This is a genomic window from Oscillospiraceae bacterium NTUH-002-81 (assembly GCA_032620915.1).
In the GTDB taxonomy this organism is placed as follows: domain Bacteria; phylum Bacillota; class Clostridia; order Lachnospirales; family Lachnospiraceae; genus JAGTTR01.
Genome location: CP136052.1, coordinates 2,309,217 through 2,336,149 on the forward strand (window position 1 = coordinate 2,309,217; position 26,933 = coordinate 2,336,149).

At 41.1% G+C, this 26,933-nt stretch carries 22 protein-coding genes and 3 pseudogenes; 2 read left to right on the forward strand and 23 right to left on the reverse strand.

The window, feature by feature from the left end; all coding sequences use genetic code 11:
• Window positions 1-58: 58 nt before the first annotated feature.
• On the reverse strand, window positions 59-292 hold the full coding sequence (locus RJD28_11315) for an excisionase (protein ID WNV56898.1): 234 nt from the start codon (window positions 290-292) through the stop codon (window positions 59-61).
• Window positions 293-350: 58 nt separating this feature from the next.
• Here RJD28_11315 and RJD28_11320 point away from each other — a divergent pair.
• Window positions 351-583: pseudogene (locus RJD28_11320) on the forward strand (tweety protein).
• A 28-nt stretch (window positions 584-611) separates the two neighbouring features.
• Here the strand turns inward: RJD28_11320 and RJD28_11325 are convergent.
• The 7 genes and pseudogenes from RJD28_11325 to RJD28_11355 form a co-directional block, all read right to left on the reverse strand.
• Window positions 612-1,950: pseudogene (locus RJD28_11325) on the reverse strand (virulence-associated E family protein).
• Window positions 1,919-2,563, reverse strand: a complete 645-nt coding sequence (locus RJD28_11330; protein ID WNV56899.1) for a CHC2 zinc finger domain-containing protein — start codon at window positions 2,561-2,563, stop codon at window positions 1,919-1,921. Before RJD28_11330 ends, RJD28_11325 begins: the two are co-directional and overlap by 32 nt.
• A gap of 64 nt (window positions 2,564-2,627) precedes the next feature.
• Window positions 2,628-4,209 (reverse strand): annotated as a pseudogene (mobQ, locus tag RJD28_11335) (MobQ family relaxase).
• Between the two features lie 184 nt (window positions 4,210-4,393).
• A complete protein-coding gene (locus RJD28_11340; GenBank protein ID WNV56900.1) occupies window positions 4,394-4,615 on the reverse strand; it encodes a DUF4318 domain-containing protein in 222 nt (73 codons plus the stop codon).
• A gap of 317 nt (window positions 4,616-4,932) precedes the next feature.
• Complete coding sequence (locus tag RJD28_11345) at window positions 4,933-5,229, reverse strand: DUF3847 domain-containing protein (GenBank protein ID WNV56901.1); 297 nt, start codon at window positions 5,227-5,229, stop codon at window positions 4,933-4,935.
• Window positions 5,222-5,563 (reverse strand): DeoR family transcriptional regulator, encoded by a 342-nt coding sequence (locus tag RJD28_11350; protein ID WNV56902.1) that lies wholly within the window; start codon window positions 5,561-5,563, stop codon window positions 5,222-5,224. Before RJD28_11350 ends, RJD28_11345 begins: the two co-directional genes overlap by 8 nt.
• On the reverse strand, window positions 5,560-5,748 hold the full coding sequence (locus RJD28_11355; protein ID WNV56903.1) for a hypothetical protein: 189 nt from the start codon (window positions 5,746-5,748) through the stop codon (window positions 5,560-5,562). Before RJD28_11355 ends, RJD28_11350 begins: the two co-directional genes overlap by 4 nt.
• Window positions 5,749-6,231: 483 nt before the next feature.
• Between RJD28_11355 and RJD28_11360 the strand changes: the two genes are divergently transcribed.
• Complete coding sequence (locus tag RJD28_11360) at window positions 6,232-7,038, forward strand: helix-turn-helix domain-containing protein (protein WNV56904.1); 807 nt, start codon at window positions 6,232-6,234, stop codon at window positions 7,036-7,038.
• Window positions 7,039-7,327: 289 nt separating this feature from the next.
• Here RJD28_11360 and RJD28_11365 read toward each other — a convergent pair whose 3' ends face one another.
• The 15 genes from RJD28_11365 to RJD28_11435 all read right to left on the reverse strand — a co-directional run bounded on the left by RJD28_11365 (window position 7,328) and on the right by RJD28_11435 (window position 26,924).
• Complete coding sequence (locus tag RJD28_11365; protein ID WNV56905.1) at window positions 7,328-8,269, reverse strand: DUF5301 domain-containing protein; 942 nt, start codon at window positions 8,267-8,269, stop codon at window positions 7,328-7,330.
• Between the two features lie 177 nt (window positions 8,270-8,446).
• Window positions 8,447-9,013, reverse strand: a complete 567-nt coding sequence (locus tag RJD28_11370) for a CPBP family intramembrane glutamic endopeptidase (GenBank protein WNV56906.1) — start codon at window positions 9,011-9,013, stop codon at window positions 8,447-8,449.
• Between the two features lie 47 nt (window positions 9,014-9,060).
• Window positions 9,061-9,438, reverse strand: a complete 378-nt coding sequence (locus tag RJD28_11375; protein WNV56907.1) for a TnpV protein — start codon at window positions 9,436-9,438, stop codon at window positions 9,061-9,063.
• Between the two features lie 354 nt (window positions 9,439-9,792).
• The gene (locus RJD28_11380; protein ID WNV56908.1) at window positions 9,793-10,986 is read right to left on the reverse strand and encodes a site-specific integrase; all 1,194 of its coding nucleotides are present in this window, start codon (window positions 10,984-10,986) and stop codon (window positions 9,793-9,795) included.
• 97 nt (window positions 10,987-11,083) lie between these two features.
• Window positions 11,084-11,245 carry an excisionase gene (locus RJD28_11385; GenBank protein ID WNV59612.1) on the reverse strand — a complete coding sequence of 54 codons (162 nt, stop codon included), beginning with the start codon at window positions 11,243-11,245 and terminating at the stop codon, window positions 11,084-11,086.
• Between the two features lie 353 nt (window positions 11,246-11,598).
• A complete protein-coding gene (locus tag RJD28_11390; GenBank protein WNV56909.1) occupies window positions 11,599-12,510 on the reverse strand; it encodes a hypothetical protein in 912 nt (303 codons plus the stop codon).
• Window positions 12,461-17,503, reverse strand: a complete 5,043-nt coding sequence (locus RJD28_11395; GenBank protein WNV56910.1) for a phage tail tape measure protein — start codon at window positions 17,501-17,503, stop codon at window positions 12,461-12,463. Before RJD28_11395 ends, RJD28_11390 begins: the two co-directional genes overlap by 50 nt.
• Window positions 17,493-18,149 (reverse strand): hypothetical protein, encoded by a 657-nt coding sequence (locus tag RJD28_11400; GenBank protein WNV56911.1) that lies wholly within the window; start codon window positions 18,147-18,149, stop codon window positions 17,493-17,495. The genes RJD28_11395 and RJD28_11400 overlap by 11 nt, the downstream gene beginning before the upstream one ends.
• 536 nt (window positions 18,150-18,685) lie before the next feature.
• Window positions 18,686-21,040, reverse strand: a complete 2,355-nt coding sequence (locus RJD28_11405; protein WNV56912.1) for a hypothetical protein — start codon at window positions 21,038-21,040, stop codon at window positions 18,686-18,688.
• Window positions 21,003-21,332 carry a hypothetical protein gene (locus RJD28_11410; GenBank protein WNV56913.1) on the reverse strand — a complete coding sequence of 110 codons (330 nt, stop codon included), beginning with the start codon at window positions 21,330-21,332 and terminating at the stop codon, window positions 21,003-21,005. The genes RJD28_11405 and RJD28_11410 overlap by 38 nt, the downstream gene beginning before the upstream one ends.
• Window positions 21,333-21,446: 114 nt before the next feature.
• Window positions 21,447-21,869 (reverse strand): hypothetical protein, encoded by a 423-nt coding sequence (locus RJD28_11415; protein ID WNV56914.1) that lies wholly within the window; start codon window positions 21,867-21,869, stop codon window positions 21,447-21,449.
• A 730-nt stretch (window positions 21,870-22,599) separates the two neighbouring features.
• Entirely contained in the window at window positions 22,600-22,944 is a 345-nt protein-coding gene (locus RJD28_11420) for a hypothetical protein (protein ID WNV56915.1), read from the reverse strand.
• A 239-nt stretch (window positions 22,945-23,183) separates the two neighbouring features.
• The gene (locus RJD28_11425) at window positions 23,184-24,365 is read right to left on the reverse strand and encodes a hypothetical protein (GenBank protein ID WNV56916.1); all 1,182 of its coding nucleotides are present in this window, start codon (window positions 24,363-24,365) and stop codon (window positions 23,184-23,186) included.
• 2 nt (window positions 24,366-24,367) lie between these two features.
• On the reverse strand, window positions 24,368-25,054 hold the full coding sequence (locus tag RJD28_11430; protein ID WNV56917.1) for a reverse transcriptase domain-containing protein: 687 nt from the start codon (window positions 25,052-25,054) through the stop codon (window positions 24,368-24,370).
• An 856-nt stretch (window positions 25,055-25,910) separates the two neighbouring features.
• Window positions 25,911-26,924, reverse strand: coding sequence for a hypothetical protein (locus RJD28_11435; GenBank protein ID WNV56918.1), 1,014 nt, complete (start codon window positions 26,922-26,924; stop codon window positions 25,911-25,913).
• Window positions 26,925-26,933 lie beyond the last annotated feature (9 nt).

Genomic DNA, 26,933 nt, shown 5'->3' on the forward strand with positions numbered 1-26,933 from the left:
TCTCCGTATAGTTATGCCATGTGATTTCGGAATTTCTGTTAAGCATTTCTAATGCCAGTTATACAGCCGTTGCCTGATCCAGATAGCGTTCAAATTTTTCACGCTTAATCAAGGCTCGATTGCCATTCATAACATAAAAATCTTCATTCGGATGCTCTTCAATTAGCATTCTCAGTTTCCCTTCGCCGATATGATAATACCTGGCAGCTTCCTCAATGGTAAGCGTATATCTACGCCACACCGGAATATCCGAGTAATTTTTTCCTTCAACATTCATCTTATTATTCTCCATAGGCAGTTATCCTCCATAATTATCGTTGTCGCAGCATTCGCCACATAGATATGCAAGAATATCCACTTGGCTCATTGCCTGCGCACATAAAAATAGCCAGACAGAGGGTGTCGGCAACGAAGTCCGGCAACGGGCTTCAAAAGACCTTGCAAACAATCTCAATCTGACGATGGTTACTATTTATACTTTTCTTTTATTTTTCTGTTGTTTTGGTTGTCATAAGGGAGAAAAGCCCGGAAATAAGGGATTTTCCCGGGCTAATGTCCTGCAACCGGCTCGGCAACGGGATAGCAACAGGGGGTGCAACGGGCTGTCATTTTCAGAATGGAAGCTTCATCTGTTCTGTGACCTCCACAAAGCCATCCATCGTTTTTTCAGACGGGTTGCATAAGTCCGTTGCCGGGTTTTCACGCTCCCAGCCCTTTTGCCTGCCATATTCGGAAAACATTCTTGGATTCGGGAAGTACCGCCAGCGGTCAATGCACTGGTTCATTATCTCGTTGATTTCCCGGATTTCCCATTGCTTCGGTTCGTCAAAGGCATGGTTTAAGGCTTCCTTGTAGAGCTGCTTGGAACAGACCATGCTCCCGGTGTACTTATCAAGATACGCCTGTATCATTCCGGCTTTGGTGTCCTCCGGCATAAAATCCCGCTGGTGTTCTTTGAGATAGCGCTGCATGGCAGGGCTGAAAGCCAGCTTGAACCTGCCGCTTTTATAAATCTCCATTGCTTCCGCCCACATCTGCCCGATATAGGCTCTGGAAGCAGCTTCGTCCTCCAAAATGTGAACCTCGGCTTGCTCCGGGTAAACCATGACGGGGATAAAGCGGCGGTTGCCGGAACGGTCAAGGGGCAGGAAGTCAAGGGCATTGGAAGTGCCGCCAAACACGCACTGACGGGGGCGGTCTGCCGGGTGGGTTTCATAAGGTATCTTGTAGACCTCTTTCTGCCGGCTTAAAAACGACTTGATTTCCTCAATGCTCTTGGCGTTGGCGGTTGCCATCATTTCCGACATTTCGATAATCCAGTGACCTTGCAGCTTGCGGTACACATTGTCATCGTCCAGCTTCCGCAAATCATCGGAGAACCACTCGTCCCGGATTGCCAGCAGACGGAAGAAGGTGGACTTGCCAGCCCCCTGACCGCCTACCAGACAGAGCATGATTTCAAATTTGCATCCCGGCTGAAAGGCTCGTGAGATTGCACCCAGCAGGAACAGCTTCAACGCTTCATAGGTGTAATCGTCTGCGTCAGCCCCCCAGAAAGTGCCGCAGACAGAAACGGATTCGTTCTGTCCCATCCCACACCAGGGTATTGAGATAGTCCCGGATGGGGTGGTACTTGTTTTCATTCGCCACAATCCCGATGGCGTTATCAATCTTTTTCTCATTGGTAAGCCCATAGGTTTCTTCCAGATAAAGAAGCAGATACTTCATATCCGTATCGTTCAGGGCGGTGCTTTCTCTTTGAAAACCGATGGGCTTTATGATGTCCTTGCGGTCGGTCAGGATGTTGTATGCGATAGCCCCGGAAAGCAGCGGGTCACGCTGGAATACGGTCAGGCAGTTCCGTATGCTCTGACGGACACCGCCTTTCTCGGTAGTTTCCAGTCCCGCCTTGATTTCCTCAACGCTCTGTGGCGGCTGCATGGCGTTCATGGTGTTTTTTAGTTCTTGCTGCGTCTGCGGCTGCAAGCTCTGCCATTCGCTGTTCAAGCTGTATCACATCCTTTCCGTAGTCCGTAATCAAAGCCGCTTTTTCCTCTGTTTCCCCGAACAGAAGCACATCCAGCAGATATTCCACTTGGGCTTGCTTCTGTAAGGCTTCCACAAACCGGGGATGAAAGGCTTCCTCTGGGGAGTGCGGGGCATATTCCTTTCTCCACACTCGGAGTAGGTGGAGATAATCGGCAAGGATACGGAAGCAGCGGTTCTTTACTTCCTGAAACTGTTCCTCCGGGGATTTCTGCCGGGGCTTGGGCTTTTTTGCCTTTCCCGGCGGTTTCCAGTCCTCATAGGAAAGCCCGAAGTCCTGTGCCAGTTGTACGGCGGCTTCTTTCTTTCCCAGCCCATACAGGGCGGCGGCAAAATCAATCACATCCCCATCCGCACCGCAGCCGAAGCAGTGGTAACGCCGATCCAGCTTCATACTTGGGGTCTTATCGTTATGGAACGGACAGCAAGCCATCCCGTTCCTGTTTACATGGATTCCATAATGCTCCGCAGCCTGTCTTGTTGTGACGGACTGCTTCACAGCTTCAAATACATTCAAATCTATCCCTCCTTGAAAAAGGAAAAGCACCTGACATTCTCTGATTGAAAATGGCAAGTGCCTGTTAAAGTTCCATATCCTGTTGTTTGTGTTTCGTCTGTGCCGGTACAGTTCTTTGTGCTTTTTTCTCGTCAGCCTTATCCTGCAAGACTTCTTTGATAGGCTGTTTCTTGGGCTGCTCTTTGCTTTCTTCTGTGCCGGGGGTGGCTTTCCGTACCCAGTAGCGAATGTCCCGCAGCTTCTTCAAATCCTCCTGTACCTCGGTCAGCGGTGTTTTCAGGGCTGCAATTTCTTCCAGAAGCGTTTCCTGCTCCTCTTGCAGCTTCTTTTGGGTGCTGTCCTTATCGTCCGGGTGCTTGGCAAGGTAGGCGGCGGCTTTCGCATACCGGGCAACCTCCGGGTGTTCCTGGTTGAATTTCTCCTTTGTTTTCTTAAAAAATATCTTCTGGTACTTCTCATAGACAGGCTTACATTCCTTGCAGTCTGTCCGGGCAGAAAGCAGTCCGTCAATCACTTTGCTTCGGGCTTCCTTTGGCTTCATCTGACTGCGGTAATCTGCGGCTGATTTCCCGGAAGATTCCAGAAAGGCTTCCAAGTCCTCCACAGTGGAAAGCCCCTTTTGCCGGAGATAGGACAGGGCTTCGCTGACTGCCTTTAAGTCCTGTGAAGTCCCCCGATTTTGTCCAGCCCTCGTCCAGTCCTTCCGTTCTTCCTTTCGTATCTCCATATATTTCATCAGTAGATTGGGAAGAAGTGTCGCTTCCTCCGCCGCCTTTTGTGCAAGCAGTTCTTTCCGTTTTTCTCCCAGCTCGGTAATCCAGCCTTTGAGGTTTTGGATAAGCTGCCGGATGGACTTCATCAGGCGGTTGGCGGCTCTGATTTCCCGGTTCAGGTTGCCGATATTCGTCTGGATACCTCGCTTTTCCATCTGCCGGACAGCAGCACCCTCATGGACAGTAGGGATAATATCAAGCCCCTGTCTGGCATAGGAACGCAAGTCCACACGCTCCGGGCGATCATTGGCTTCCAGATAGCGGTTCTGGATGACCTCCCATTCATGCCGCCAGATTTCACAATACTTCTGGTCGTTCCAGTCCACCGTATCCTCCTTGTGGCTTTTCCACCTGCCGGATGGCAGCTTTATCCGTTCCCCGTTCTCGTCAAGGTCATAAACCTTGCGGCTCTTGGAAAGCCATTTCCCATGTTCGTCCATTGCCCTCATAGTGAGCAGGACATGGGCGTGAGGATTGTGTCCCGGCGGGTGGGGGTCATGGATGGCAAAGTCAGCAATCATGCCTTTGGAAACAAACTGTTGCTGGCAGAACTCCCGGACAAGGACAGCGTACTGGTCGGGCGGTATCTCTCTTGGAATGGTAAGCACCCACCGCCTTGCAAGCTGGGAGTTCCATTGTTTCTCCACAGCTTCGGCGGCGTTCCATAAAGTATTGCGGTCTGCATACTCCGGCGGGGCATTTGCCGGGAGCAGGATTTCATTGTGGACGATACCTCGCTTTTCTGGGTAGTGCTTCACTTCTTGGTCGTATTCACAGAACAGCTTTTTCGCCGCTCTGGTAGGCAGCGGCGGCAACCGCAGACTGCTGTTGGCTACGCTGAACAATCGAGATTTCGTTGTGTGGACAGGGCATTTCGTATCCCTCCTTTCTATGCTTGGTGGATGGGGTGGCGTTTTACCACCTCATTTTGGGCAGAAAAAAAGCAGGAGACCTTTTTCAGATTTCCTGCTCGGTGTGCCGCTGTGTAAGCGGCGGGTATTTAGTTGTGAAAGTTCGGGACAAGTTGACCCGATGTGTGTAGAATAACAAACTGGATTTATTTTTCTTTACATTTTATGCCGTAATTTCCCCTACTACCATTTTCGTAGCCCCTATATATTTCATATCTTTTTCCATTTATCTCCACTTCGTCATCGTTAATAAATGTATAAGACTTACCATTTTCTTCACAATACTTTGAAATTGCTTCCATAGTTTTTGCAAGAGTTGGGTAATTGGCACTATCCTCATAAGGAACCCAAAAAGCTTTTTTAAACATATAAAATACCTCCTTCTAATTTGTTAAGTAATCCACGAATTTTCAAAGCGTTATAAAATAATAGTATCATACAGCTTCGCAAAAATCCACTTATAACTTCAAACTTGTCGGCTGGGAACAGCTTGCAACGCAAGGTGTCCCCAGATGGCAAGTCCACAAAAGGGTAGCTGGTGGTAGCCAGCGCAGGGGAAGCGTAGCGTCCCCTGTATGATTTGGAGCAGACCATGACTGCGGAAAATCACAGCCCTCCGGCGAGGAGCCTTCGGAGAACGCAATGCACCAACCTCTGGGTGGTGTATAATTGCGCCCTTAGTAAACTAAGGGGTTTCTGGCTTCTTCCGTTCCAGCAGTTTTTTCAATAATTCCTGCGTGTCCTGCCTGTGAAAAATGATTTTGAGCAACACCTTGACATCATCATCTGTCAGGCGTTCCGGCTCTTGCAGAAAACTTTCCAGCATACCGCCACGGATACAGAGCCGGTGCGTCCGTTCCTTTCGGGTAAGCTGCTTCAACTGGTGCTGCAACGCCTTTTCATCATTGATGGCTTTCCGCAGTTTCTTTTCGCTTTTTTCCAACTCCCGGTTGAGCTTTTCCAGCTTTGAGGTATCAGGCAAGGGCAGCGTTCTCCTTTCCCGGTATCAGCACATAAATCCTGTTTGGTTCTCCAATGCCCTGACGCACCCGCATGATAAGCCCGGCGGTTTCCAGTTCATTCAAAGAACGCTTGACCGTCATGGGGCTGCGGGACAGGACTGTAGCAATGGCTGTGACAGGGAAGCAGACAAACAGGATTCCATTTTCGTCCTCCTGCCCTTTGGACAGCATAGCGTCCAGCATCCGGCAGTACATGACCTTTGCGGTGCTGCTGACTGGAAATCCTGTCAACGCTCTGGGAAAGGGCATACAGGGCGGCAATGGTGTGTCTATCGTCATAAATTCAAAATTCATTCGGTGTGTTCCTCCTTTTTCTTTGCTCGTTTGGATAAATAACGGGGGCAGTCAATCACAACCGCCCGGAAGCTCTGCCTGCACCCATGCTGGCATTTCCGGCATAATTCGTTGTAAGTGACACGCCCCCGGTCATTGAGGTAAAAAGAAAGCTCATGCTTCCTCTTTTTGCTCATTCTCGGCATATTGCGCTTCCTCCCGTTTTAGTGTATGGTTTCGGGGCGATTTTCGGTAAAATTACAGCCATAGAGCCGCTTAAAATCTCCCGAAGTATCAGCGATAGGGTAGACTGTCCCCCTATCAGATTGTCGTGTTTCGGTATCATTTCGGTGTCAGTTCGCCAGTTCTCCCCGGTGTCGTTCCTCCCCTGAATCTCACAGCGGCGTATCGCTCCCTTTGGTATGCTCGTTTCGGTCAGGGTTCCTCCACATCCCTGCCAAAAGTCATGGCACTACATCGCCGGGGAAGCATATCCCACACAGGCTGGTCATTCGATTGGAATAATCCATCGATGAACTACCTGTATCATAGAACATTTTTGTGCCCTATGCCGTATGTCCACAAAGTAGGAATTAGGGGTAAAAATCAGAAATTTCCACGATTGCGGAATTGATATGGTATAATCAATTCAACGGTTATAAATGTTGTCAGAAGGGGGAACTGCTTCAATGAACGGAGCTACTACAATACAGGAACGGCTAAAAGATTTACGATTAAACAAAAGATTAAAACTGGAAGAACTGGCAGAGCAAACAGGTATTTCAAAATCAGCTCTTGGAAGTTATGAAAAAGATGACTATAAGGAAATCAATCATGGCAACCTTATCCTGCTGGCAGATTTTTATGGGGTGTCCCTCGATTATCTCTTTTGCCGGACAGAGAACATGGTTGAGATCAACACGCCATTAAGGGAACTGCATTTGAGTGATGAAATGGTGGCACTTCTGAAAAGCGGAAGGATTAACAACCGTCTGCTCTGCGAACTTGCCACCCATAAGGACTTTATCAAGTTTCTTGCGGATATTGAGATTTATGTGGATGGGATTGCCACCATGCAGATTCAGAATCTCAACGCCCTTGTCGATACCGTCCGGCATGAAATCATTGAACGGTATCGCCCCGGCGAAGATGACCCGCATTTGAAGGTGCTGCAAGCTGCCCATATCAGTGATGATGAATATTTCAGTCACATGGTACGGGATGACCTCAATCTCATTATCCGGGATATTCGGGAAGCTCACAAAAAGGACAGTGAAAGTGCGCCCCAGACCACCGTTGCCGATGAACTGAAAGAAAATCTGGAAGCGGTCGAAAATTTCAAGGGCAGCCGGGATGAAAAGCTCGTTGTACTTTACTGCAAACAGCTCGGCATCAACTATAAAAATCTGTCAGACGAAGAATTTCGCTGGCTGATTCGGATTCTCAAAAAGTCAAAGAAAATGGGAACGCCTATCAGCCAGAGGAAAAAACGATAAAGAAAAACCGCTGTTGCATGGTTTGTTAGCTTCCATGTAGCAGCGGTTTGTGCTGTGGTTATTCAGTTGATATTGTATAACTCCCTTTTCGGAAAAGTGTTCCCGCTGTTCATTTCCCAAATTTTAGTGTATATTCATACATTTTTTAATTTTTCGAGCAATTTGAGCAACTGTATCTTGGATTTTGCCTACTGAATATTGAGAAAATTTAGGCTGAGAATTGAAAAAGGCTATCCCTTTATTGAGACAGCCTTTTGAATTTAATTTAACTTATCTATCGTTTATTCTCTCATTCAGATTCTTCTCTGTATTCAAAGACGAACCACTTTTCATTCATATAAATTTCTATTGTATCGTCTGCTCCATACTGATAACCAAATCCACTTCCAAAATTAGACTGATTATCTTCTGTTGGTATTTCAGTTCCATCGACAGTTGATGTTATTTCTCCATCCATAGTGCCACAACGTGCATCCATGATGCTTTCTCTCCCTGTATCGTAGTATAATTTACCATCTATTCTTACCATAGGTATTCTATCCCACATGGCATTTGCTTCTGTCTGTTCTATCACGGTAATTTTATAAACCTCTCCTAATTGTGCAGGATATGATTCCATTATTTCTCCGTTATAGCTAATTTCTACGAAATCTCCAATTTGCAATTCAAGGTTCTCTTCGTTTGATATATAAAACTTATCTGCTGAATCAAGTTCCAAAGAACCATCTACCGGTTTTACTATTATTGAATCATGATTCGTTTCAATTACCGATGCCTGAAATGTTACCATTAGCGGTCTATTATCTGCCGAAGCAAGCATTTCAGTTATACAATTACCTAAAGCAGGCGTTGGTTTATAAATTCCTTGATATGGCTGTTCTACATATTCGATTCCTTTATCTACATAGTAAAAAAGAGTAGTTCCTGCCGCCCCATCACAATTTATATTGATCGTAATAGAATCTTTGTTGACCGGTGCATCATTGATTGATTGCTGACTGGTTGTTTCCATATCCATTAGCATAGATAAAAATTCATCAATAAACTCCGTAGCTTCACCTTCTGTGTTAGGTGATATAGCATATTTGTCACCGTCAGAGACACCAATCGATACAATATCCTCTCTGGCTGGCAATCTAATAGGATTCCCCTGTTCTTTTCTTCCACATGCACATAACATAATTGAAACAAAGTAGCAAAGACAAACCATACTGCATAATTTCTTTTTCATGGTCATAATCCTCCCCAAAATATATTTCGTATTATACGTTATCTAAGTGTATATTTCAATGTGTGGGAAATAGCCAGAACGTGTTTTTATGCATTGTGAATGCATGTTTATAGGCTCGTTTTCAGTGGGTACACAATTCCGAAAAGGGAGTTGTATAAAGCGATAAACTGTAAGCTATCAATCGCCACTTAGGCGTGTTTTCCCAATAACAATGTAAAACAACGGTATCATTATAATCATTGCTGCTATGATATGTACATATATGAAACTTTGTGTTCCTGTAACAAGAAACAAACTTGTTATTGTATAATTCCATAACCAATGAAATCCTGTGGGCATCCAAATACTCTTTGTAGTGTAAAACATTTCATTGGCAAATATTCCATATAGAAAAGGAAAAATAAACATTACCAGAACAGAAATATTATCGGTATTAAAAATATGTGGTAGTGTAAAAATAAGTGCAGCTATTACGCAACTCAAATACTTATTTTTACATTTTTGCAGCAACAGCCCAAAAATAATTCCTCTAAAAATAACTTCTTCAATAAAGGACACGAAAAAGTAAAATATGAATTTCCCTTTATGATTCATCAACAGTGATAAAAAATCAGTATCTTGAAGAATTATATTTGATTTGACTGATGAATAAACTATAAACAATACAATGATTGGCATTATAGCTCCAATTGCAAAATTCAGAAAATCTATTTTTCTAAAATATAACCCTATGCTTTTTAACATAACGCACCTTTTAACCTCTGATTTGTCATAATCCTGACACCATACTATTATGAATAAATTATCTCATGCAAAACAATTTCTTCTGCCCGATTGTGGATATTATTGCACCGCCGCACCCATTCCATTTGACGGGTACACTTTAATTCCTCGGTTACGCCCTCGGCAATTTTCATCTGCTCCATGATAGTGTCTAACCGTTCCTGTGCCTGTTCGTTCAGGTCTGCAAGATATGTCCACAATTCTCCGGTCAGTATCAATGTGTTCAATCTGGCTGGGTGGACTTCTCTTAAATATTCCCGGTGCATCCGTCCATACTTTCCGATGGGGCGGCGTTCTTCCGGCAGCTTCAAGTCTGGGATGTAGTAATCTCCAACAAGGATATAATCAATTCCGTTTTCCGTTATTCTTGGTTTCAATTCGCTCATGTTTTAATCTCCTCATTCTGGCTCATTTTTTTGCAAGTCTGGCTCTCCAGAAATATTGGTAAATCTTTGGTAAATTTGAGACTGAAGCACAAAAAACGCTTAAAAACGGGGCTTATGAGACGATATGAGACTTTTCATCATGCCCGGTAAATCCTGCCGTGGCAGATGAACAGTATTTTTATCATACCCTTAAAACTCCTTAAAATGCTTATTTTTGCCGTATTTTCGGCACTTACAACAATTTTTCAACATTGCTATGGCAGTGCTTTTGTACACTTTTTCAGGCTTATTTGGGAATAACTTTGCATAATTTTTTCCTTCGTTTGTGCTAAATTTGTCCTAAATTCAAAATTTTTAGCACACGACTTTTTTCATCTCTTTCAGGGCGTCCTCAAACTGCAAATGCGTATATGTATTAAGGGTAACTCCTATATCTGAATGTCCCATAATGTATTGCAATGTCTTGGGATTCATTCCCGATTTCGCCATATTGCTGCAAAACGTATGCCGACAAACGTGGGGTGTGACTTTCGGCATCTGCATCTTATAAGTCGCATTATATTTCTCTACAATGTGCTGGAAATATTTCTCCCAATGCAGTGCCACCATAGGCATATTGTTCTTATCTAAAAACAGAAACCCACTGTAGCCATCTACCATAGGCTCAATTTTCAAGCGCTTCCTGTTCTCTATGATTCTTCGAAAGCAATCCTCCACATCCTCATTCATGGGAATATAGCGAACACCACTGTCTGTCTTTGGTGTCACAATCTCATATTTCATATTTCTGGTTCTCTGAAGCTGATGATCCACTTTGATCCGCTGTTCGTCAAACTCGATATCAGAAAGGGTAAGCCCTACGAATTCTGAAATGCGAAGCCCTGTATGAAATAAAATATAGATACCATCATAGTATATGGAAAAGTGTTTATCATTTTTTACAAATTCCAAAAATGCTTTTTCCTGCTTTCGTGTAAGCGCTTCACGCGTCACACTGTCATTGACAACCACTGTCGCAAGTTGAAATGCAAACGGATTTTTCCTTATTAAATCATCATCTACTGCCATTTGAAAAGCTGGTCTTACAACACCTCTGATAGAATGAATACTGCTATATCCTCTACCATCATCTTGTAATTTAATCAGCCATGCTTTTGCATCTGATAACTTAATACTGTCAATCCGCTTTGCTCCAAAGCTTTCCTTCTTAATTACATTGATGACGAATTGATAGTTCGCCTGTGTATTATGCTTTACGCCTCTTTTCTGTTTTACATACTTTTGTACCAATTCCAATACCGTTAAATCTCCACCGTTGGCGGCAATCCCATCACGTAAAGCGCCTCCAATCTCCATTTCCTTCTCTCGCAGTGAAATATCCTTGCGCTTGCCTTGGGGATGCGGGTCTGATTTCGTCAGCCTCCAACTGTATACAGATGCTCGCTTTCCAAACGCATCTTTGTATACATACCGGTATCTTCCGTCTTTGTCTTGGCTCTCTCCGATTGCTAATCTACGTCCTTTGCTGTCTTTTCTAACTTCTGACAACGGGCATTTCTCCTTTCATGCAAAAGAGCCTCAACTTGGATAGATTTACTATACCATAGCCGAAGCTCAAAATCTATGAAAACCATTTTTGTCAACACTAAATGGCTGTCAATTTTTCATCTACAAATTTTTCAAATAATTGCCTTTTTATCCGTGGGCGTGTTCCGTTCCACAATACAAAATTCTCATTTTCGTGTTCATCCACAATTTTTCTGATCTTCTTATCACTGAATCCAAAATACGCTGCTGCTTCCTGCACAGACAACGTATATTTTTCCCATACAGGAATGGAATGATATTCCTGTTCCCCTTGTTGTTTTGCTGTATCTATAAAATCACCCTCTGTATTTTCTGTTGTTATTGGTCTTTATTATTTTATTTTGATTATCAAACCATTATCCTTCAGTTCACGATAACACCTACGATAACGTTTTACCCCATAAAATTTCAACACATCGGCCTATTCTTCTACGTTGTGAATGTGCCTGATTTCCCGTTTTTACGGTATCCAATTTCTACACATCACCCGCCCGTAGGCATTTGTACTGTTTTCTAAGCATACAAAATCGGGAGAAGCCTTAAAATCAAGCCTCTCCCGCAAGTTCTTCACGTTTACCTCAACCCCACTTTTCTCAAATTACGGTTCAATTTCTCAAAATTGGCGTTAAAGCTCTGCTGTGCAATGTTCTGCATCCGCTTCACATTGGCTTCACTGATATCCCCTTGTACAATCACACGATTATCCATTGAGATATTGCCAAGTCCGGCAAGATTATTCAACGGTGTAACTTTCGGCAATTCCAGACCAAGATTTAACTTGTTTGCGAGCGGATTATTCTTTAGCTGTTCTGCAATAAACTTCGAAGGATTCTCGCCCATATCCCATACATTCTCTGTGAATTTATTTGGCAGAACAGAATCACCCTTTCTAAGACTGGTAAGCATCCCCTGTTGTGTCAGAGGAATCAGTACCTGACCAGTAGAAGGAGAGACAATCATTTCTCTGGTGTTAGATGTGCCATTTGGATCTTGGGTGATAGCAAGTTCGTCACGCTTAGTACGCTTAACACCTTTGGCATATACAGCCTTTACACTATGTCCTGTCTTTTTCTTTCCATTCAGATACTGTCCATAATTGGAACCATTCATCAAGTAATAATCCTCTGCTTCCTGAATAGTTTTAAACAGTCTTCCTTTAATTTCTGTTTCACCGCCACCAGCATACTTTATTACAATATGATATCCTTTCAGCGTTTTTGTTGAACTTCCGCTACTTGGCGCATAATCTCCGCCAACATTACGCATAGCGTCAGCAGCATTGTTGGCAGCATCTTTAACCTCGTTCAACCTACTTACAATGCTATCAACATTATATCCACTTTCTAACGCATCTACAAAATTCTTATGTAAAGAAGCAGCCAGATTATTCAGATTCTCCGCACTATTGTAAGCGTTATCTAATTCCGTACACAAATTATCCGATTTTTTGTGCAAAAGCTTCACCAATCTTTTTAGACAATTCATCCGCAGAAGATTGATCTTTTTGAATTTCAGTATTAATAATATCTAGGCATCCAGTAAACACACTTGTTTGTGTGGTTAAAGTTACTCCATAACCAGCAATGGCGTTTTGTCCTGCTTTCCATGGATCAGTGATATTCTTAGAAATCGTAACACCATGAGCGGCAGACAGCTTGTCTAGTTCATCAGCAATAGTAGAAGCGTTCGCCTTTACAAGCTCGAAAGACTGCTGATACAATGCATTCTTATCATCTAGGGTAGCCTTTAAAGCTTCAATCTCCGCATTCTTTTCGTTGGTAAAATCTTCCAACTGTTTGTCCAAAGCTTCTTTCTGAGCATCAATCGCATGGTCACGGTTGAAATCATCAAGATTCTTCTGTGCCTCTGCCCGTTGTGCTTCCAATTTCTTACGCTTTGCTACAGTAGAGGCAGTAGTATCACCCGACATGGCGGCAATCTGACGGTCAAGGTCAGTAACCGATTTGGTCTTTTCGGCCAACTGTTCCCGATAATCGGCAAGGTCTTTCTCGGCATCAAGTTCTTCCTTCCGCTTATCTATGACCTCCTGCATCGCATCAATTTCTTTTTGCTTCATTTCTTCTAATGCGTCAATCCGCTCCTCATTAATAGAAATGATTGCATCTTTAGCCGATTCGGAATCGTTTACTGCATCCCATTGGGCATTCTTTAATTCCTGAAGCTTTTCTGCATATTCATCAGCAGAATACTTTCCTTCCAGATAAGCCTTATTCAAACCGTCAATCTCATCACTATATTTCTTGACACGATACTCGGCTTCTTCATATTGTTGTGCAGCCAGACCAAGACGAGTGATGGCTTCAACAGTCCAATTCCCATTATCATCAATTACATCTTCATCTTCCAACAGAGAAGCAATATTTTCCAATTCACTCTTAATACCACTTAATCTATCGGACAGTTCATCCAGATTATCCCAATGTACCTGTTGGATGGAATTGTTGAATTTCTCTATATCGGTCTTACAGTCCAGAATATTACCATCCAAATCACTAAGCTCTTTTACCATTTCAAGCCACTGGTCAGAACCAGCATCAATACGTCCACTATCTACAGATTCATTCATCTGCTTTACAAGAGCTTCTTTTTCCTGTTGTAGGTGTTCCAGCTGTTTAGTGGCTTCACTGATTTGGGCATTATAGAATCCTTCGCCAATATGTAGCCCCATTTCCTCAAAGAGAGAGATTTGCTTATCTATATTATTAATGGCTTGATCGTGAATATCGAACTTATTGGTAAATTCTTCGATGATGTTATTGAACTTCTCTAGTTCAAGTTCTCGCATGGTTTCTTTCAACTCGGAAAGATTCTGTTTTACATCAGCTACTTTATCTGCCCATGTTTGATAGTTCTCGATAGCCTCTACGGTATCTTCATTGCCTTTGCCAATAAAATCGGTTAGTGCAACAGCGCCGTTCATAACCTTATCACGAAATTCTGATGGAACCTTAGATAAAGCTTCAGCCGCTTTTTGTTCATACATAGAAAGCGCATCAGAGGTGTTCTTAATCTTTTCTTCTGTGATTGTCAGCTGACGTTCTACCAACTGATTTTTTGCAACAGAGCCAAGAACATTTTCGATGTCGGCCTTTAAGGTATTGATGAGTGCATCAAGTTTCTTGACACGTTTTTCGTACCAGTCGATTTCTTTCTCATAGGTGTCTTCCTGGGCTTTAGAACCAGAGCCAGAAACACCTTTGTTACCGGAACTGCCGGACTTATTCTTTCCTGTAGAAGAGCCGCCTTTATAACTGGATTTATTGGGATTATAAGAAGAACCTTTCGACTTACTGATTTGAGATTTTGCGTTACTAATTGCTTTTTCAACTTCAGATGATGCAGCAGATTTCAACTGTGACATGGCGGCAGTGTTCACATATTTACCAGAATAAGAACCCGTTCCATTTTTCGCATTGTTAAACATCTGCAATGCAGTTGTCGCCGATCCCAGTGCCGTCATATAAGACATCAGGCTTGTTAAGTCCCCAGAAAAGTCAAGGGCAGTCTGATTGACATATTCTTTCTGTAATGCAAGAAGCAGTAATTCATGCCTTGTCTGCTCAGAATATCCTTTTTCATCCACAAAAGCATTGATTTCATCTGCGGTCGCATTTACCAGCTCGATTCCTTTTTCTGCTGCAAATTCCTTTTCTGCCGCCAATGCATCTGTCTGCCATGCAAGTGCATTTTCAACCAGTTCCAGCGCATTTGCCACGCCCATCTCTTCCAGATAAGATGCAATCAGATCCTTATTATCTTCCGTCACATTTTCAAGAATACCAGTCTGCTGTATATAAGCGTCTATCAGGTCTTCAAATATACCCCTCACCTGTTCTGTATTCTGACCTGCTTCTTGAATCCGTTTGATATAGGTATCTATGCCTGATACGTCAGAGAATTTTTCATTAATGGTTGTGAGATCATCAAAATCAATGCCTGTAATTTTATCATTGTCGAATAGTTTGGCATAGGCTGAATCCAGCGCCTCAAAAGCGTCTTTTGTTTTGTCAAGATTGGAAAGTGTGGTCGCATAATCCCACTTAGAAAGCACCTCTCCCGTTTTATCCAATTCATTCTGTAACGGAGTGCTGTAGAAGCCTTCAAACTCAGGAAGGGTAGATAGAAACTGATTGATCGCATCAGTGATCGCCTGTTCATCACCGATAAACTGTTTGCTTGCAATCGCAGTGTTGATTAACTCCTGTCGAAAAGCATCAAAATCTTTTTCTGTATTAGGAATCGTATTGCCCTGTAAAGCAGTTAAAGTTGTCTGCTGCGCCAAGTTTTGATTCAGATTTGTAATGGAAGAATTGTATCCGTCCACAGATTCTTTCAAATCGCTATATCTGCTATACAGTTCTTTATATAAAGTATTGTTGGATAATTCTTCTGCTGTAAATGCATGGGAATCCCGCAATGCTTCTAAGGCTGCTTCGATTTCCTTGTAATTTTGCAATACACCTTCCACGCTGGAATCACCAGAAAGGAACCATTCCCCGCCGCGATCCGTATGAGTTCCACTGCTGATGATACCGGCATCATCTAGTACCTGCCATGCTTTTGCCGCCTCTTTGCCCATGGCAATGATAGACTGCTTCCAGGCACCGCCAAAACTGTCTTTTCCGGCATCCTTCAATTCTTCTTTTGAAGCATCCACACCTGCCAGCAAATCAATCTGTGCTTCTTTTAAGCTGTCCAAACTCATCTGTTTTACGGCCTCTGACAAAGAACCATACTTTTCTATCAGACTGTCAACGCTTTCACCCTCTGCCCCCAGCTTCTTCAACAATTCAGATTGTGTGGACATCAGGTCTTCTTTTACACTGGAATCTGTCTTTACGGCCTCTGATAACTGCAAATATTTGTTCGCCAGTTCTGAGACTTCATTTCCCAGCGTGCTGGCTTCCTCTGCTGCCTCTTTGGCATTCTGCCGCATTTCTTCTATTTTCTGATTATGCTTGGAAACTGCGGATGTTACCGCACTGACACCAATGCTGATTGCCATTAGCGCAATCCCAACAGGATTTGACAGGAAAACGCTTCGAATCGTATTTCCCAGTCCGATCATTGCAGCCTTTAAAGAAAAAGTAGATGCTGTCTGTGCCGCATTGGCAGCAGTTTGCGCATTGGTACTCTGTGTCAGCCCCAGCTCATTTAAACGCTGCAATGCCATCTCTCTTGTCATACCTTGCATTTCCAGAATACGAATTCGGTCTTGCTGGGATAACGCCTGACTTGCCAGCACATTTTTCAGCTGCGCATTTGTTAAATTGCCGGTTTCCAGAGCAATACTTTTCAGAAATTGGAACCTTTGATTCAGATTTTCATTGGGAATATTATTTGCCGCCTGTAAAGCTTTTCCATAGCTTTCCACCTGCTTGGTAGCCGCAAGAAAAGCAGTCGTTCCTGTAACAAGAAATTTTCCCAAGCCCAGTGCCAGCACACCTTTTAAGGAACCTTCCACCAGTCCCCAAGAATTAGCAAAATCAAGAACAGATGCACCCAAATTTGCCATATCACGTACGGTATTGCCGTTCACAATATTCTGGTAGGTCTCCGTAACAGAATTGGAAAAACGCTGCTGGGCTGCATCCGCACTGGTCATCCATGTTTCATATTCCTTTGTCGCGCTTCCTGCACTGTTCATGGCCGTTTCATAGGCTTCTGCACTCTCCTTCATACCGGATAATAAGGCAGCGCCACCAGCAGCACGGGCTTTTCCGAAAATCGTTTCTAATACGTTGGCACGATCTACGTCAGAAAGCCGATCCATCACCTGTGAAATCTCATACAGCTGATCGTAAAAGCTCTTGAACGTCTTCCCATCTGCTTCCATGATATCCACGTTGGTTAATTTTAGCAGTTTCTCCCGCAGTTTACTTGCAGACTGGGCTACATCGTCAATATCCTCTCCCAACTGCTGCAATTCGTTCTTTGCGTCGGCATCTTCGGAAGCCCGTAATCTCAAAGAGCCGATCTTGGCAGTATTGCCCAGATAATTAGGATCATTGTAATAGCGGTTGGCTGTAGCAAACATGGTTGCCGCCTGCTCAATGGAAGTATGTGCCTGGGTAAGGGTTCCTGCTGATATTCGAATTGCTTCTGCCAATCCTTCCGCGTCAATGCTGTACTTATTCGACATCTCATTGACCAAATCCGTGTAGGCTTCCAGCTTTTTATCCATCTGGTCATTGCCATAGCCACCGATTTTTTCAAAAGAAGCAATGGAAGACTTGATAGAACCAATGGCTGAATCAATGTCCACGTCTCCAACGTTTTCCAGAATCGTTGCCCACTGGCCGCCAAGCTCCGCATCTTGCAGGCTCCACCCCATCTTCTTAAACTCTGTGATGGCATATAATAAGGAATCTACCTTTACATTCAGCTCTTTGGCCTTATCTATTGCCTTGTCAAAATACTGATATAGAGCATCCCGATCTGCAATCTCATCCGTCACCTTCTGCAGGTCTACCAGTCTGTCGTCCAGATTTTTTTGCCTCTGCGGCAGAAGCTTTCGTCTGGTTGACTGCTGCATACAGGAAGCTTGCCCCACTGAACAGCCTGGTAAAATTCTGAATAGAATCCTTAAAACTGCTTCCCCAGGTCTTACCCGCATTGTTCGTTGCATTCAATTCTGTTTTAAAGGCTGTCAACTGCCCCCGCAAAGATTTCAGGTCTTTTGCATTGTTCGCAATATTGGCAGAATCCAGAAGCTGATTATATTTTTCTGCCATTTCCTGACTGCCAAAAAGTCTGTCGTTATCTCTGCCTAAAATTTTGATCTGGTTTACCAACTTCTGTTTATTCACATCAAAATCAAGAGACACCTTATTTTTATTGGCAATACCTTGTGCACTATTTACGGCCTGTTTTGCGGCATTCTGCGCAGCTCCTTTATTGACCGTAGTGGTTATGTTAATGGTCTGGTTCCCCATTTCGTTCAACTGCTTCTGGATTGCCTGCTGTGTTTTCGCGGTATCCAGGTGTCCCACCAGCTTTACTGGTATGTCTCCCAGATTTTCCGCATCTGATTTTAACTGCTGCTCACTTTTCGATTTATGCAGCATCGCTGTTAATTGTATAAAGAAATTGTTATTACTCAAGAAAATCTCCTTCCTAAAATTTGATATTTTTCATGATTTCATTAACCGAAATGGTCTGACTGGCTTTATGCCATAGATAAAAGATAGAATTATGAATTGGTAAGATAATCTTCTAATCTTGAAAATAAATGTGGGTACAGATCAATTTTTCCCAACTTGAATTTCGATAAAATACTTGCATCAATACTGACCTTTTGGGAAATGTAGCTTTGCTTCTCCCGTTCCAATCGGGTCTTATATAAATCTCTCAATTCTTCCTGCGTCACTGTCATCCCCCCTCTCTCTGGATATCTCCAATTTTATGGACAAAAAAAATTAAGGATTTGGGGCAGGCGTATTGGGAGTTGGCCTGCCCATCATGTATAAATAGTTTTGATTCGATGTTCTGCTGGCACACGCCGTTTGAATTCATGTACCAGCAGCATATAACAAAATCCCGATATAACTCGCCAATAGAAATAAAAAGGATTTTGTCATAAAAGACTACTAAGCTTACGCTCCGTTCATCCTCTCCATAGGGAAATATTGATTTTTGTTTATTTTTCACATGTTTTCACATGCTTTTTGTCATGTTTTTTGTGAAAACAGTTCAAAAATGTATCTCTATCCTTTTCATATAAAATAACCAATAGATGATCTCTGATATACACATTCTCACCTTCAAATGCATATTTCACCAGGTTCTTCATCGTATCTTCTTTTATCTTCAAGTTCTTCAATTTATCCCGACAAGTATCAAAAAAAACCATCTGTTCATTTTTATAGGATTCTGTAGTTTTGTCCAAATCTTTCACTTTCTTATGATATTCCTTTACGATACCAAGGATTTTATCACACTGAGAACGGTTGACATTCCTGGAACTGCCTTTAAAGTCCACAAATTTATTAATTCTTGTTTCCGTAGGCGTATTCAAGATCTTGTCCTTTCTTAGGTCAATCACTCCTTCTTCTATCAGCCCATAAATAATGTCCATCGGACAATTAAGCTTGCCAATCCTATCTTCTGGGATTTCCTTCTTTTTCCCCTTTTTCTTTTTATTCTTGTACTTTTCAATTTCTGCATAAAACCTGGGATATTTCTCTTTAGGATTCATATAATGTTTTTTCATAATACAGTAAAGTTCTTTAGACACATCCGCATCGAACGTCCTCTTTGCAGAATCAATAGCCACCTGCGCCAGCACCGCACAAATAATAAATACATCCTCCAATTCTTTATTCTTACAGTCTCCATCAAACCAATAACTCAGCGCCAGCTGTGCCACATTACTGGCTGTTCCTATTGCAATCTGATTTTTAGAAATTATACTGTCCATTTTAGCATAAGAAGCCATGCTCTTATCATACAGGTTTGGGGATGGAATGATCCCATTTTTGATTGTTGGGAATTCGCAATATGCTTTCTTTGCCAACGCCACAATATCCGCCTGATTGGTTGTATAAATCGTATCACTATCCAAATCCTGGGAGTTGAGACGTTCCTGTACATCTGTTCCTATTCCATTAATTACAATTACATTCTTCCCCAACTTTGGAAAATATCTTATCAATGTTTCTGGGTACACATTTTTCAGGCAAATAATATTATTAGGACTATTATGCGGTGAACGAAAACCCGCAAGTCTTTCTCCTTCGGGGAATCGTTCTGTATAACATTGGATGGCATCATCCTGTGCTGAAAAACATCCTTCCTCAAAGAAATCCTCCCCTGTTACTTTCTTCAGAAGCGAAATCACATTGCCGCAAATCGTCAGATTATCTCCTACCTGTAACAATTTTCCCTGCTGCAAGCGGTTTCTTTTAAAATCACTGATCTTCTCTACACGCTTTTTCTTAAAATAACTCCAGTATTCCACTTCCGGGTTTCTTCTATATAAATCAATCAACACATGGTTGATACTATATGATGTATTCGTTGCCTCTAAGAACTCTAAATATTTCTCTATGTTCGTTTTCAGGGTATTGCAATATTGAATACTTGGCAAAACAATTCTTTCCAATACCTCTCTATCTGTTGTCAATAACGTATTATTCATCTGAAAAGAAGATCTCTGCATATTTCCATACTTGCTTGGATGCCCTGTTTTCACAATTTCAAAAATTTCCCCATCATCCTTCATAACTTTCCTGTAATAGCGGAAAGCATTTTTCTCTGAACCCGAATCGCTCATGTTTTCTTTGAACTTTAACCATTTCAGCGAATTATCCGTAACAATCACCTTGATATCTGAAACCTTCATCTTGCGCCCCAGCATATCCGTTGCATAGGCTTCTTCATACTTTTCCTTATAATGATCCCGGAAATAATCCTGTATATTTCCTCTAAACAAACAAGATTTAAAGAAATGGCTTCTACAATAAATGAACCCATCCATATCTTCAGGAAACAAACTCTCATCAATGATGCCCATTCCATCCCACAGAACATTCTTCACTTTCACGGCTTTACAATCCTGATCTACATAGCATCCCTTATTTTCTTCATAACGTACAATATAAGCCTCTTTCTCACAAAAAACTTCTTCATCCTTTACCACAAAAATGTTGTTTAGTGGAATGTGAATATATCGCATAGCGGTTGCCGTGATAAGCGGCGCATACGCTGATAATTCAACAATCTTCGCCCCCGCTTCATTTGGGATCCGATTCCATAAATCCATAGTCAGATATTCCTGTAATTTTTTGTGTAATTCCTCTCTGCAAAATACACAATATCCTTCCTTAGCCTTTCCAGTGCTTCGGTACAACATCCGATATTTTACAGGATTCCTTTTTCCTTCAATCTCATTTCCATCCTTGTCATATTGCCTCCAGACAATGGTCACACCGTTCTCATAATATAGTTTTCTCAGGTTATCGGCAGAAACCCCTGGCTTCACATTTTTTCTCATTTGAATCGTCAGCCTTTACACTATAGTCAAATCGCATCATCACAAAATCCAAGCTTTGATTTTTCCCATTCACTGTCACGCCATGATGTCTTGCATATCTCGCAAAAAGGCTTTCACTGATCACCGCTTTTCCATATAGAAGTTTTTCTTCCTCGTATACTGCTTTCTTATCTTCAATTAGCTTCCGTTTGTATTCATGATTGATTCTATATACATTAGAAGCCTGTACACTTCGAATATTGATTGCACATTTTCCCACACTTTCATTCATCTTTTCTATAGTTTCCTTCATACCAATTCCTCCAATTCAAAACAATCTTCTATAATTCTTATTCTCCGCTCGCCACTTATTTTTAGTCAAAAAAATACCAACCATCAGATTTGACGGTTGGCTCCCCACAAAACACTATTTTCTTTTTTCTCCCAATAACCTTCCAAATGACACGATAATTGAAAAAATAACGGACATTTTCAATGACGTTGTAAAATGAGATTCCGTAATGGTGAAATTCTCTTTCCACACATTTAACACGATACCTACATTTCCTATTCCAGCCAAAAGAAGTGCATTCGCAAATGCAGCCTCTGAATTTACACATTTACGTATGATCTGCCAGATGCTCAAAAAGAAATATACAAGGATCAAACATATCACATAGCTTGGAATCGTAATCACCAACGCCAGTATCATCAATTTCAGTACATCTAATCTTTCGAACAACTCAAAATTTCGGAATACCAAAACGTATGTCCCCGGAAATACAACACCCATAAGCAACGATATAGATAAATTTATTTTTCCCGCAAAATATTTCATAATCTCCAACATAATCTCTGTCCTCTTTTGTTTTTCCTCATTATATCACCCTCATCCAGTAGATACAAATCCCTCTATATCAGCTCATGTATATACCGATATCATTAGGAAAAAATATACGCGTATGCAGCAGGAAGCCACTAAAATCAATCATCCTTACACTTTATTGGCTCATTTGGCATCATTCGAATTTACCCCATTTTCGTGCATTTTAGCCGTTTATATAGCCACAATGATGCATCAAAAGAAATAGATGTTTCATCGGCTCTGTAAGATTACGTTCTACAGAAAAGCACGTTTTAAATTAGTTTTCGATGTTCCAAGCTGTAAAGTTATTTCATCAAGAAAAAATTTAGTAGCTTTCCCATTATGGGAATCCTTCTTTCTGCCATTACCCATTTTTCAAATCCATACCAATCATTTAAGATATCAAGTTTGATGGGGTTGGCATTGCCAATACTGCCAAATATTGAATTGATTAACTCCCGAAAACTTTCAGGTCACCAATCCTCCAAGTGAAAAATTGTAAACTTATTATTCAGATAAATAGTGAGTGTTCATGTCGGATGCCGCCAGGCAGCCGACATACCCTCTCTTTATCGTATGAATGATAATGTTTAATTCATATTTTGAACCATTCAAGGTACGCTCAAATTAAGTTTCTATTATATATATTCTCTCGTTGAAAGATTTGTGTAGCTATAGCGGAACAAATCTTTTTGTTTCTGGAACAGAAACCCACTTATTCAAGAAAGTAACATCCATTAGTAATAATTCCTCTTATCTGGTCACACACAGCATTAGTAGGAATATTTTTATCCTTCACACTCTGCAATGCAATTTTAATATCATCCAATGACATTCTGTATTCTTTCATAAGAACATCAACAAAAGGTTGTCTGTATTCTTTCAGTTTATCCAGTTCCAACTTATGATTATTATAATTGGAGGCTCTGTACTGCTTTTCCTTATAAGCAAGGTCATTGATTTTCTTCTCATGCTTTGCTATGCAATTTAATAGATACTCTTTCGTCAAAGTATTGGACTTTAATCTTTCTTCCATTTTTAATCTATAACTTCTATCCATGTCTTATCTCCTTAATGGGTGTCTGCGTGGCAGCCACAAATGATGTTTGTTCCGTTCCTTACGTCACTACACAAAATCATTGAATCTCGTATGATTTTTATTCTATTTTGGGTGGGTTTTCCTAATATAATAATAGTGATAGGTAAGCCTCTGGTGTTACCACCTCGGGCTTTTCCCCCACTCCACACCGTGCGTGATAGTTTCCCATCACACGGCGTTCCACCGACTAAGATTACATTTTAGTGCCTATATAGTCCTCGAATTGTATTTCTTCCAACTCCCTGTATTTTCGGAGTTTGTTTATTTTTTTCTTGCATTTCCACGGTCAATGTTAAATTCTGCAACAGTTTCTTTATTACTTTATTTTCTGTTGCATCAACCAATTTTGACACATCTTTGGATAAAATTATCAAATTCCTATATGTGTCATTTCGCTCACCTTTGCACGGTTTTATGTGTATACATACCATGTCTGTTATTGACAGGGCATTGTGTGTTACTGCACATTTTCCTTTTTGTGCTATATACCTTGAAAGGGCATTATCTGCCATCTCCAAGGTCGGATAAAGATGTGCATTTCCCATCATATATTTCATAACATCATAACTGATACAGTTTTCGATGTCTGAATACTTCCTCACATATTTATTGACTTCCCGCCTTTTGTATTTTGGATATTCATACGCCACATACCCTACTGGAATAATCATTCTTCCTTTTATCCATCGGAACTGCTTTGACTTTCCATACTTTTGTTGGATAAATTTACTGGTTATCTCACCCGTTTTTGTTATCGGAAAACATCGGTTATTGTGGTTCATACCGTTACTTTTCCCATTCACTTTATAGGCGATTTCTGCAAAATCTGCTGATACCATTGTTGCCATACAATAATAATTGTGCATACCCATAACCATTGAATTGTAAAGACTTATGTTTTTATCAATTTCGCTTTGCTTGCTTGGATTTTTGATATCTTTCCAGACAGTCCGCAGCTTATTGATAACCTTATCTTTACTTTTGTCGGCTATATGTGAACGGATTATCCATTTATCACCTTTTGGAACAACTTTAAATTTGATTCCAAGAAAAGTTGTATAGTTCTTACGCAAGTTTGTGATTCCAGATTTCTCATCACTTGTTTGCAGATGTAAATGTTCTGCAAGCCATAGTTTTGTTGCATACATGGCTTTCTTAGCTGTTACATAGTCCCGACAGAATATCTTAAAATCGTCTGCATACCTTACGATGTACATTTCTTTAAGTTCTGTCTTTTCCCTCAGCTTTTTCCACTTTGGTGACCTGTCTATTGTGAGGATATTTCCCTCCTTATCAGTCCTGTAAAATTCCAGTCCGGATTTTCCATCTTTGACTTTAAACATCTCCCATTGATTAGCAATCCACCAGTCCAGCTCATTCAATACTACATTTGCAAGAAGTGGGGATAAAATCCCCCCTGTGGTGTACCTGTTTCCGGGGTAATTACAATGTCATTAAACAGGATTTCTGCTTTTAGCATCTGTTTGATTATCATAATCAGTTTCCTGTCCTGTATTCCAAGTCCCCACAACTGCCGAATCAGCTTATTATGGTCAATATTGTCAAAGAATCCAACAATGTCCACATCTACTACAAAATGCAGATTTTGCAACTGTGCCATTTTATAGCATTGAGCAATCGCATTTTGCGTTGACCTGTATGGTCTGAACCCATTATTTCGTTCATGAAATTTTGCTTCACAAATCGGTTCCAGTATTTGCAGAATACATTGCTGTATCAGTCTATCCCATATACTTGGGATTCCTAATGGTCTGGTTTTTCCATTGTCTTTTGGTATTTCTACACGCCGGACCTTTTTAGGCTGATAAAAGTTCAATTTATTTCTGACGGTTTTAATGACCGTTTCGATTGGGAGTGACTGAATTTCTGTTATTGTCTTCCCATCTGTTCCAGGGGTTTTGCTCCCGTTATTTTTGCAGATATTCCGATATGCAAGTATGATATTCTGCTCTGATACTATCAGGGGCATAAGCCTGTCAAATTTATTACCTTTCAGACTGCCTTCATATAACTGATATCCAGTTTCTTTTTGCGTCATATCTTTCTGCATTTCTTTCTGCTTTATTTACAATTCGTTTTGCCATAGTAACCAACTCCTTATTGGAGAATGATTTTTTCTTCGTCTCACCTCGACAGCTATGAAAATCTCCATTTGGTGATTACTATATAGACATAAAGGAAATCTTAGTATCGGCTTGTGGCTATCCCTCCACCGCTTATTATCACGGTTTCATCGGTACTGTGCCACTACTCTCACAACCATAAATGTGCTTATTGTAGAAAGGATTCCTTTATACCTTTCCTTTTCGACACAACTACGGTACTTTGTCACTGATACAGTCAGTTCCCGTATTGGTTGCTTTCCACGTTCCACATAACTTAGGATTGTTGTCACTTAGGTCATTCCTTTAGCCCTGCAAGTATTATCTTTATAGATACCTGTGTCCTGTAAACACAGAGGGTATTTCATACTAACAACTTTTACTTTTACCCCACTTGCGTACCTACTGGTACACTGGCATTTCTGCCAGCCATTCGTTTAGAGCCGTACATTCGGAATTTTGTCAGACCGCCTTACTGGTCATTCTAACCATATGGCAACCCCACCCGCACTGTCACACACAGCTTGTACCTCTACAAACCTTTCCTCACCTTGCAGTGTTAGGGTGTGCTTCGCACGACTTCCCCGAGCTTATAACCTTAATCGTCTGTATCCGACTAACGCTATTCGGAGTATTAGTGAATTCCCTTCAGGGCGTTACCCCTTCATTTGAAATTTCAGTTATGCAGTTCTCTAAAACCACATTTATTAAATTATTTGTGACTTTAGGCTACGCTTTTGTCGGTTATTCCCACCGTTTTCGGCGTAGAACGTGTCACACTATTAGAGAATCCACCCTAAAAATTTATACAATCATGTAGTAACCTCTTTTATCAGTTTTCATATCATCAAATAACTTTTTTATTGTTTGATTATCTTTTCTGGTATTTTTTAATGAATCATTAGTCATTCCTGTATCTTGTAATAATTCATTTAACTTAAATACTTTTCCAGATTCTTGTTTATCACACCATTCTAAAATCTTTTGTGCATTTGTCATTTTCTTTCCTTCTGGTGGTTTTCTATCTTTAATCTTCTCAATCTGTAACTCTTCGGGAGTATCTTCATATTCAAATATTGTTCCATAGGGCTTATATCTTTTCTCGATCATAGAAGATAATTCACTATAAAGCGAATCATTAGAATTGTAGAAAGTCCAGATATGAACATTTTCCGTATTGCTATAATTTCTGATTGCCAATCTGAATATATTCTGTTCAAAATCAGCTAACATACATCTAAGCATGACGGATGTTATAATGCTTTCGTATTCCTTGTTATGATTTTTACTTAATGCACTAAAGAAATCCAGGGATTCTTCTTCTGACATATCCATAAGCTGCCTGTATGTTTCCATATGACAACCGCAATATATAAAGAAATATGCCATGTTAGGAAATCTGTTCATTCCAATGTGTGCCATTCTGTATAAATCCTTGAAATCATTGAATCCTTTAAGGTTTCCAAAATAACCTACATTGTCAAATTCTTTTTGAAATCTTCTTAGCAAATCACTATATACTACTATTAAAATTTCACGTTGCTTTCCTATGCCATGTTTTAATTTATTTTTCAAGTATTTAATGATGGTATTTGAGGTTGTGATTGCTCTTTTATTTCCTTTACACATGACATTTTTGCTAGTGGAAATCTGAACATTTGTTATTAACATATTCAAAGGTTTATTATATTTTTCTCCTGTTACAATCTCCACATAATCAAGGTCATATCTCGGATCAATATCTGCTGTGGCATCAAATACAAAAAACTTCTTATCTTGTCCTAAAAAGAAATGATTCCTATTATCTACGACCAGCACAAATGAGCG

Bases quoted from the DNA above. Each gene is read 5' to 3' on its own strand.
- RJD28_11430 (WNV56917.1), bottom strand. From the start codon at position 25,054: ATGCAGAAAGATATGACGCAAAAAGAAACTGGATATCAGTTATATGAA.
- RJD28_11365 (WNV56905.1), bottom strand. From the start codon at position 8,269: ATGAAAAAGAAATTATGCAGTATGGTTTGTCTTTGCTACTTTGTTTCA.
- RJD28_11390 (WNV56909.1), bottom strand. From the start codon at position 12,510: ATGAATTGTCTAAAAAGATTGGTGAAGCTTTTGCACAAAAAATCGGAT.
- RJD28_11360 (WNV56904.1), top strand. From the start codon at position 6,232: ATGAACGGAGCTACTACAATACAGGAACGGCTAAAAGATTTACGATTA.
- RJD28_11355 (WNV56903.1), bottom strand. From the start codon at position 5,748: ATGCCGAGAATGAGCAAAAAGAGGAAGCATGAGCTTTCTTTTTACCTC.
- RJD28_11315 (WNV56898.1), bottom strand. From the start codon at position 292: ATGGAGAATAATAAGATGAATGTTGAAGGAAAAAATTACTCGGATATT.
- RJD28_11370 (WNV56906.1), bottom strand. From the start codon at position 9,013: ATGTTAAAAAGCATAGGGTTATATTTTAGAAAAATAGATTTTCTGAAT.
- RJD28_11410 (WNV56913.1), bottom strand. From the start codon at position 21,332: ATGAAGGAAACTATAGAAAAGATGAATGAAAGTGTGGGAAAATGTGCA.
- RJD28_11350 (WNV56902.1), bottom strand. From the start codon at position 5,563: ATGAATTTTGAATTTATGACGATAGACACACCATTGCCGCCCTGTATG.
- RJD28_11375 (WNV56907.1), bottom strand. From the start codon at position 9,438: ATGAGCGAATTGAAACCAAGAATAACGGAAAACGGAATTGATTATATC.
- RJD28_11340 (WNV56900.1), bottom strand. From the start codon at position 4,615: ATGTTTAAAAAAGCTTTTTGGGTTCCTTATGAGGATAGTGCCAATTAC.
- RJD28_11405 (WNV56912.1), bottom strand. From the start codon at position 21,040: ATGAGAAAAAATGTGAAGCCAGGGGTTTCTGCCGATAACCTGAGAAAA.
- RJD28_11420 (WNV56915.1), bottom strand. From the start codon at position 22,944: ATGGATAGAAGTTATAGATTAAAAATGGAAGAAAGATTAAAGTCCAAT.
- RJD28_11415 (WNV56914.1), bottom strand. From the start codon at position 21,869: ATGTTGGAGATTATGAAATATTTTGCGGGAAAAATAAATTTATCTATA.